General features: G+C 42.7%; 8 protein-coding genes. All 8 read right to left on the reverse strand.

Annotated elements, in window-relative coordinates:
* Positions 1-197: 197 nt before the first annotated feature.
* A complete protein-coding gene (locus MLE14_RS21260) occupies positions 198-560 on the reverse strand; it encodes a hypothetical protein (RefSeq protein WP_243300414.1) in 363 nt (120 codons plus the stop codon).
* A gap of 219 nt (positions 561-779) precedes the next feature.
* On the reverse strand, positions 780-1,301 hold the full coding sequence (locus MLE14_RS21265; protein WP_243300415.1) for a DoxX family protein: 522 nt from the start codon (positions 1,299-1,301) through the stop codon (positions 780-782).
* A gap of 573 nt (positions 1,302-1,874) precedes the next feature.
* The gene (locus MLE14_RS21270; RefSeq protein ID WP_243300416.1) at positions 1,875-3,416 is read right to left on the reverse strand and encodes an AbgT family transporter; all 1,542 of its coding nucleotides are present in this window, start codon (positions 3,414-3,416) and stop codon (positions 1,875-1,877) included.
* A gap of 197 nt (positions 3,417-3,613) precedes the next feature.
* Positions 3,614-4,918, reverse strand: coding sequence for a hypothetical protein (locus MLE14_RS21275; RefSeq protein ID WP_243300417.1), 1,305 nt, complete (start codon positions 4,916-4,918; stop codon positions 3,614-3,616).
* Positions 4,915-6,159 carry a M20 family metallo-hydrolase gene (locus tag MLE14_RS21280; RefSeq protein ID WP_243300418.1) on the reverse strand — a complete coding sequence of 415 codons (1,245 nt, stop codon included), beginning with the start codon at positions 6,157-6,159 and terminating at the stop codon, positions 4,915-4,917. The genes MLE14_RS21275 and MLE14_RS21280 overlap by 4 nt, the downstream gene beginning before the upstream one ends.
* Positions 6,160-6,274: 115 nt before the next feature.
* Positions 6,275-7,576 (reverse strand): amidohydrolase, encoded by a 1,302-nt coding sequence (locus tag MLE14_RS21285; RefSeq protein WP_243300419.1) that lies wholly within the window; start codon positions 7,574-7,576, stop codon positions 6,275-6,277.
* Complete coding sequence (locus MLE14_RS21290; protein WP_243300420.1) at positions 7,561-8,781, reverse strand: M20 metallopeptidase family protein; 1,221 nt, start codon at positions 8,779-8,781, stop codon at positions 7,561-7,563. Before MLE14_RS21290 ends, MLE14_RS21285 begins: the two co-directional genes overlap by 16 nt.
* A 271-nt stretch (positions 8,782-9,052) precedes the next feature.
* Positions 9,053-9,314 (reverse strand): transposase (locus tag MLE14_RS21295; protein ID WP_243298132.1); only part of this gene is annotated, 262 nt, incomplete at its 5' end.

Below are 9,314 nucleotides of genomic sequence, written 5' to 3' on the forward strand. Positions count from 1 at the left end.
TGGTCTCTTTCAATATTATTGTTTCTCGTCATCATAATCCATCACCTCTAGATATCTCATTATAAATATTGTAAATCAAAAAAGACTGTAGGCAAACTCGATATTATCGAGTTTGTCTACAGTCTGACCAGACATTTCATTAAAAATGTCTGGTATTTGAAAAAGATAACTAAATAATCTATCTTCCCCTGCTTTTTTTAAAAAGCATACTGATACAAGCCATAATATAATGGGCCTATAAAGATAACTAAAATGATTACGGTTATGATATGTCTGACAAAAACCGGAATGTCTTGATCTATTTCCTCACCATAATAATCGTTTAGAAACACACCATAAATAAAATCCCAAAGCAAACCTCCAAAAAATACAAATTTCCAGAATAGCGGAGTTAACATGGATGTGTCCGTAACGTATCCAAATAACCCTAACCATGTGATGATAGAAATGATAAAATCGACTTTTGCTAGAGTGGTTTTATATTTACCTTTTAGCAGGTAGCCAACAGCAACGGTACCAAGCAAACTTAAATAAATCATCCAGAATATGTTTCCAAGCACAGCAGTTTTCCTCTTTCTCTTCTTTCTTGCCTTTAGTATAAAATCAAAAGCTAAATAACGATATAAATCAAATGTTGGTAAGAATAGTAATGGTCATTTAAGCAAAATCAATGCACAAAAAATGAGCACCCTTTTATATTATAATTGGATGCTCATTTTGCCTATATCTATTTACTTTTTATGCTCTATTTATAAAGTCTCTTTCGTTAGCAGCTATAGTTAATGTCCTTCCACAGGGATTTGTTTTGGCCCCTTCCCCTTGTTGATTGTGTTCTTGTTATGGTGAAGCATTTTCTTAACGTATGGAATCGCAAATCGGTCTACACCGTATAGATATGCTGCTCCTCCAGCTGCAAGTAAGACTATGGCTGCTGTATAAAGAATTGGATTCGTGCTTACTGTACCTGCCAGCAAGAAGTTTAGGTTCATAAAGGCCCCTGCTAGGAGAGCGGGTATCGTTGCAGCTCCCAGAATCAAACCGGTTCCGACTAAAATCTCTCCCCACGGAATCAAATTATTGAATAACTCGACATTTGGGAGTGCTGCCTCTTCTAGAAATGTTGCGTACCATCCTTGTACGGCTGGATGATCACCAGTTGCCTTTCCAATTGCACCTTGTATGAATCCTGCAGCATCAAAGCCTTGTAGTTTCCCTATGCCAGCTTCAAGCCATTGAATCCCTAACCAAACTCGCAACACTGTCCAAACAACTGCCATCTTTGGTCCTCTTAACCATTTCATAGTTCCCATCTCCTTGTGATGAGTGTATTAGTTTTATTTTGTCTATTTGTGAAATGTTTCACAAATATATCAAAAAAAAATCTCTTTCATTACTTTTTTAAGCCAGCTAGCTTTGTAGGTTTAATTGTGAAATATTTCACAATATCTACACTTTGAATATACTCTCTTTTCCCTAAAAACACAACACAGTTCACATATTCTTCACAAAAGATAAAGAAAACTTGGCTAGTGCGATAGGCTAGATGCAGGTGATTGCCTAGTTGAATTTATCACGCTCGAAACGCCACGTCCTAATGTATCGCTTGACTAGGGCATCCTGCCCGTCGTCACGCTCGAAACGCCACGTCCTAATGTATCGCTCGACTAGGGCGTCCTGCCCGTCGTCACGCTCGAAACACAACATCCTGCTGCCTCGCCCTACCTGGCCATTCTAGCATTCGACAATTTCCTGGGAAATTCGCGGCGGGACAGGCAACTGTGAAAATCGTTTCATAAAAAAAGGGCCTGAACCCCTTTATTAAAGATGTAACATTTGAGAGGTCAGGCTCCATTTGATATTCCTTCATATGAATATTAAGGTAGATACACTCCGACACCAGGTCCAAACGGTATTCCCAGCAAGGCGAAAACCACTAGCAAGACGAGCCAGATGGCGAAAAATATGATGGTGTACGGAAGCATAAGGGAGATTAATGTGCCCAGACCGGCTTTTTTGTCGTATTCTTGCATAAAGGCAAGGACAATCAGTATATACGGATTAAGAGGTGTGATAACATTGGTTGTTGATTCAGCAATCCGATATGCTGCCTGAATGAAGGCCGGATGGTAGTCTAAGAGCATGAACATTGGAATAAATACCGGTGCTAATAATGCCCACAGTGCCGATCCACTAAAGATAATCAGGTTTAAAATTGAAACAAGAATCGAAAATCCAATTACAACTGGAAGACCCGTCATATCAATAGATGTTAAGAATTCTGCTCCGTTTACAGCTACCCATGTTCCTAGGTTTGTCCAGTTAAAGTATGCAATAAATTGAGAAGCTGCGAAAATGAGGACAATATAACCGGACATATCCTTGATCGCTTCAGTCATATATTTTGGAATGTCCTTCGTAGTCGTAATTTTCTTGACGGTTACCCCGTAGGCTACACCCACTGAAATAAAGAAAAAGAGAATAATCGGAATGATGTTATCTAAAAACGGTGATGGCACAATCCCTCCATCTTCGTTTCTGAGCGGGGAGTCTGGCCAAAATAAGGCAAGCGCAACTAATCCGAGATACACGATTCCTGCAATCGCACTGTTTCGAAGACCCTTCTTTTCGAGGGGATTTGCTTCTTCAAGTTCTTTTTTAGCTTTCCCTTTATATGTGCCTAAGCGAGGCTCGATGATTTTCTCCGTAATAAACGCCCCTACAATAGAGAGAACGAAAACAGATGCAATCATAAAATACCAGTTATCGACAGGTGTTACAACAATTTCTCCCAGTCCGGCATTTTTTGCTGCTTCTGTTGAAATACCGGCTAAAAGAGCATCTGTTCCGGCGACAAAAAGGTTCGCTGTAAAACCTGAACCAACCCCTGCAAAACCAGCTGCCAACCCTGCAAGCGGATGGCGGCCAACTGCATGGAAAACCATGGCTGCTAACGGGGGTATTAAGACAAAGGACGCATCAGAAGCTAAGTTTCCTAGGATCCCAATGAAAATAACCGCATAAGTAACTAATGATTTCGGTGCATTTAAAATGGATCTCTTAATAGCAGTTTCTAATAAGCCCACTTTTTCTGCTAATCCAATCCCAAGCATCATGGTTAATACAAGGCCTAGTGGGGCAAATCCGGTAAAGTTATCTAACATGGAGGACAGAATGTATATCAGTCCTTCTTCAGAAACCAAACTTTTAATGGGAAGTTCCTCGCCAGTTCCCGGGTGTTCAACGGTAACTCCCATACTGCCGACTGCCCAAGATAACAGAATGACAAAAGCTACTAAATAGATAAAAATGAAAAACGGATCAGGTAATTTATTTCCAACCCGCTCAATCCCGTTTAAAAAACGGTCCATTGCGGTTGGTTTTTTCTGAGGGTTTAAGTTAGTTTGAGGTTGTGACATTCGTTTCACTCTCCTTTACAAATAGTAAAAATATCTCTCTGTAGACGTACAATCCAAGAACACAATTTTTTTGAAGCAAGAAAATTTGCGTGGTTTTCGACAGATTAACTGGCGATTTGTTTTCTATAAATTTCGGGTTTGGAGGCACCTATCAGGTTGCTTTCAATCAAATCCGGGTTGGCACCTGCTAAAAGGACCTAAAACTTTAATTCGTAGATTTTACGCGGTCTTCCACGGCCGAAAGATTCTTCCCCTGTTACTTGGGCAAGGCCAATCCTTTCCAGTTCACATAGAATTCTGCGGGCATTGCGCTCTGTGCTTTTAAGCCAACGGGCCAATTCATGAGAGGTTAGTTCTGTTTGTTCATAATGATGCGATAGAGAATGAATTTTAGCGGCGAGAGATGAACTAATTTCGTCATCCTTGAAATGTTGTTCCCATTCGGCCCCCTTGCTTCTCATCTGGAACATAACCTGTTCCTCCGAATCTAGCAGCTTCCTCACCTCCTTATCTTCATTTGTAATGACGACCACCGGTCCCTTTTCTGCTCGTGCATGTTCAAAGGAAATACGGACATGTTCCTCTGCCTCTAGCACAGTCAGTCCATAACCGATGCCCATTCGAACCGAAAGCTGGCTATTGATCTTACACTCCTCAATAATGGAGAAGATGGACTTGCTTTTTGTAAAAAGCTCCAATTCTCCGCGAGTCGAGTAAATGTAAAAGAGACCATCCCCTACTTCTACGATTGAGCCATTAATTTCTTCAACAAAATCAAGCAAGACCCGCCTTAATTCAAGTACCTGATGCTTCCTTTTAAAAGAGATTGGATAATCCGCTGCAGATGGGCTTGGAAAAATAACTTCGACACCAAGAATGACTAGCTGCGCTTTCCGAAATACACTTGTCTGGGCACGTTCTTTAATAAAGCTATAAGCCCGATGAACTGCCAATTCAGATGGGACGACACGAAAGGCTGGAATACCCATTTCAGTTAAAGCTGTATAGACAGAATTCAAACAGGTAATAGCCGCATCGACCTGTCCTGCTTCATACAGGTTTTTATGGAACTCAATGAGTTTTAAAGCAGGAATATATCCATGGTACGGATTGGTATAGATGGTTAAATCTTGGAGGGAGAAAGATTCCTTCACCTTCTCGATTTCTTCAACTTGAATCGTATCAAGGCTAAGACGGTTTAAAATTTTCCCCTCCTTCATAAACGCCTTCAGCAGCGTTCCGAGCAGACTAGATCCATTTAAGGGTGTAAAGCTGCCTTCCTCTTCCGAAATAATCCCTTTTGATAGAGCAAAATAATAGGGTGCCTGTCCCGAAAAAAACCAGTGGTGAATCAGATCGCGATTTTTGTTAATAATCGTTTCCGTTTCCTCTGTTTTTTCATAAATAAATGGAATCAAGTCGATTTCTTGAAAATCCTTGCCGGCCTCTAGCATCTTTTGTACAGAATCTTTAGGCCCTACAACTCCGACTCGAATCTTCACTCGTTGCACCCGCTCTCTTGCCGTAAATAGCTTGCTAATACTTCGGTTCCCATTTTTAAGTCATCAACAGTGGTATATTCATCCGGGTGGTGGCTAAGTCCAGCTTTACAAGGTATAAAAATGAGTCCGGATGGCCATTTGGCTGCCATGTTCATAACATCATGGCCAGCACCGCTATTCATCCTCATACCAGTAAAACCAGCATCTTCTCCAGCTTTGTCTAACTTCTTCTGCACCCCTGGATCCAGCAAAACGGAAGGATTATGGACAAGCGTTGAGACTGAAAATTTTACCTGAAACTGCTTTTCTAGCTCTTCACACTTCCGGCGAATTCTTTCAGCCACCTCATTTTTTAAGGAGTCAGCCACACTCCGTATATCAATCCCGACTTCCACAACACCAGGAATCACAGTCATCACGTTAGGCTTTGCTTCAATCGTACCAACGGTAGCAACAACGGGAACTTCACCTGCTTCACTCAATTCTTTGGCAGTCTCCGAAACAAATGAAATGAGTGGAGATACAGCCACTAAAGCATCTTGGCGTCTATTCATCGGGGTTGTGCCGGTATGTCCCGCTTGCCCTACTGCCTGAACCTTTAACCTAATCGGACAAGCAATGCCTTGAACCACGCCAAAGTCCTTCCCGCTTTCCTCAAGAATCTGTCCCTGTTCAATGTGCAGTTCAACAAAAGACTTAATTTCCTGACGCGACCTTTCCGCATTGGGAAACTGACCCCAGTCTAACCCCATTTTTTCAACTGCCTCTTGAATGGTTGTCCCTTCAGAATCTTTGACACTACCAATCTCTAAATCTAAGAGCCCCGCCATTGCTTTACTTCCTATCGTGGAAATTCCAAAACGGGAAGATTCCTCAGACCGGAAGCAAATAACCTCAATCGGATGGGTGGGTTTAAATCCTGCGTCCTGCAAAAGTTTCACTGCACCCAGTCCGCAAAGAACGCCTGCCACTCCGTCATAACCTCCTCCAGACGCAACCGTATCTAGGTGAGATCCGACGGAAACAGCTGGGAGATCAGGAATACTGCCATCCCATCTAGCAATCACATTCCCTGCTGCATCATGACGCAGCGTTAACCCTAAGTCAGTTGCCAGCTTTTCAAACACCCGGATCGCTTCCGTCTCAGATTCGGTATACCCCAGTCTAGTAAAACCATCCGGCTGCTCCATAGATTCAACAAGATTCAATCTCTTCAAATTCTCTTCAAGCCAATCCTTCATTCCATTCACTCTCCCAAAACAGTATTCGACAAATCTCAGGTGAAACAAGGGGACGGTTCTTCTGTTTCAGTTTCAGGAGTAAGACTGAAACAGAAGAACCGTCCCTCCGTTCCATTCAGGCACTCGTTTCTAGCAGGATTCTGGAAAATGTTTCGACTGCGACCGGGATTACGTTCTCATCAAAGTCGAAGCGCGGGTGGTGGTGTCCAGCTGGCAGAGGCGAGCCGAATAATAGAAAGGTAGCTTGTCCGCCATTTTGTTGGACACGATCGATCATGAACGAGACATCTTCAGAAGCTCCTAAAGGTAAACACGGGTGGACTTTGGTAATCAATTTACTAGATTCACAGGCCTTTTCAATGATTGGAATCAGCTCTTGGCTGCAATCAGCTGAGATCGCCGTTCCTGCTACTTCCGTTTCAGCCTGGACTCCATAGAGATCTGCTGAAGCCTTAATGATTCGAACCGCTTCTTCAGCCATGTATTCATTAAGCGCAGTTGTCTGTCCCCGTGTTTCAATTTCCATTCTGGCGTAATCCGCGATAATATTGCGACCACTCCCTGCTTCTAATCTGCCGATGTTTATCCGGGTAGCACCATCAGCATGACGGGTAATTCCATTTAAATGCAGGCTTGCAGCCGCTGCGGCAAGAAGCGCATTCCTTCCGCGGTTTGGTTCAAGCCCTGCATGTGCAGACTTTCCCCTATAGACGACATTCATTTTAGTCGTCGCTAAAAAATTCGTTGAAGTTGCAGCGATTTCACCAACTGGAATGGAATGAATCCCAATATGTCCGCTTAAAAACAAGTCAACATCATCAAGCCAGCCCCGCTCCACCATTGTAATGGCTCCGCGGCCGCCTTCTTCTGCCGGTTGGAATAGCAGGGTAAACCGCCCAGACAGCTCCTCATGAAATGTAACAATAAATTCTGCTACTCCCAGTCCAATTACGGTGTGTCCATCGTGGCCGCAAGCATGCATAGAACCCTCATGTTTTGAAACAAATCCTTTTTCAAAAGGTTCATGACCTGATTCTTTTGCTTCTTTAATTGGCAGTGCATCAATATCAAATCGCATCGCAATGTGCTTGCCTTTCTTTCCCGTATCAAATTGAGCTACTAACCCCGTATTTCCGCCAGCCATTTTGTCCATCCACTTTTCAGGAACACCCATTTGACGAGCCAGCTGTTCATTCCTCTCAATCTCTGACTCTGCCGGAACACCTAAACGTTTATTAGAGGCGATTGCATCTTTTCCAATCGTTAGCTTGAAACCGAGTTTTTCTAAAATAGTTCCAATTTTATACGTAGACACATATTCGGTCCAGCCAACCTCTGGCCATTGGTGAAACTCTCTCCGTTTTTCTAAAAGATACGGACTGACTGTCTCAATAAAATGTTCTAAGCGTTCAACCATGCTTCGCTCACCTCTGCTTTTTTTTGAAGCTGCTTCAATCCATCAATGGCTGCATGTACCAATAATTCAATCCCAAGCGGAATCGCATCTTCGTTTACAATAAAATTCGGGTCATGCAAGGGTTTTTGCCCCTCCCCGATTGAGGTTCCGATCCAGTAATAAGCGCCGGGATATTCTTGTAAAAATCGGCCGAAGTCCTCTCCCCCCATTGACGGTTGTATATTTGGAACGGAAGACTCGCCATACAAGCGCTCAGCTGTTGCTTTGACCAAATCCGCCCACTCGGGTGTATTAACAGTAGCAGGGTAACCGTTCCAATACTGAATCTCTGCATTAGCACCCAAAGCATCAACTACACCTTTTACAATCGTCTGCAGCCTATCTTTTACTAGAGCTTTGGTTTCATCTCGAAAGGTTCTCACCGTTCCTTCGAGAGTCACTTCATCAGCCACCACATTATAGCGATAACCTCCCTCGATTCTTCCAATTGTAAGAACTGCAGAGTCCATTGGATCTACGTTTCTGCTCACGATTGTCTGTAAGGCTGAAATTACATGATTGGCAACGACTATCGCATCTACCGTTTGATGGGGCATACTGGCATGTCCGCTCGCACCTTTGACGACAATTTTAAATCGATCCGAGTTTCCCATTATAGGACCTGGCATTACACCAAACTGTCCGACCGGAAGATCCGGCCAAACATGCTGCGCCAGGATTACATCAGGCTTATATTTATTAAAAACGCCGTCTTCCATCATTTGTTTGGCACCGCCTGTCGGTGCATTTTCCTCGGCAGGCTGAAATACCAGCAAAATCGTACCCTCTACATCTTCTTTTCTTTGATTGAGAACAGCTCCGACCCCAAGCAGCATAGCTGTGTGAACATCATGACCGCATGCATGCATTTTACCGGGATGCTTAGAGGCAAATTCCAAATGCGTCTTCTCTATAATCGGAAGCGCGTCCATATCTGCTCTTAGTGCAACCGTACCTCCAGGTTTCTTGCCTTTAACTATTCCTAAGACACCCGTCCCAGCAAATCCCGTTTCATAAGGAATGTTATATTGATCTAACTTTTGCTGAATCCTTTTTGAAGTCTCATATTCTTCGCCGCTCAGCTCGGGGTATTCGTGTAACTCTCTGCGGAAGGCGACGATATCCTCCAGAATCTCTTGGATAGTCTCCTTAACAGTACTTGGCATCTACCTCACCCTTCCTTTTTTATGTATCTATACAAACACGAACATTTAAGGAAAAATTCCTTATTACTTCCGTTATTCGATAGTATACCAGAAGCTTCGACACATTTTCTATAATTTTCGGAAATTTCACCAAAGACTGTTTCTTCCAATTTCTCAAACATCCTTGTAAAACAAGAGGTTCTGGGGCGTGATCGCTGCGTGTCGAAATCTGCCGTACTATAAAAAAAGGTTCTCCGTCAAATGTTGGGGTGATGACTAATTGTCGTCACCCTTATCCAATGTGAACCCCAATTCCTTTATATTGATGTGAAAGTAATATTTTTGCTCTAAAGCGTTTAAAGCTTCTAAAGCCAAATGCGTTTCGTTTTAATACTTTGGTTGAGTTATTGATCCCTTCCAAAAAACTATTGGAAAAGTTATATGCAAAACTATTAAGAATTTCGGTTTGCCAGTTTTGAATGGTTTGAATGGCCTTTTTCATTTCTGGAATTTCAGAAGCCTCAACCAGTTGATAAAAATCCTTTAGTTCTTGT

The sequence above is a fragment of the Bacillus litorisediminis genome (assembly GCF_022808645.1).
GTDB classification, from domain to species: Bacteria; Bacillota; Bacilli; order Bacillales; family JC228; genus Bacillus_BF; species Bacillus_BF litorisediminis.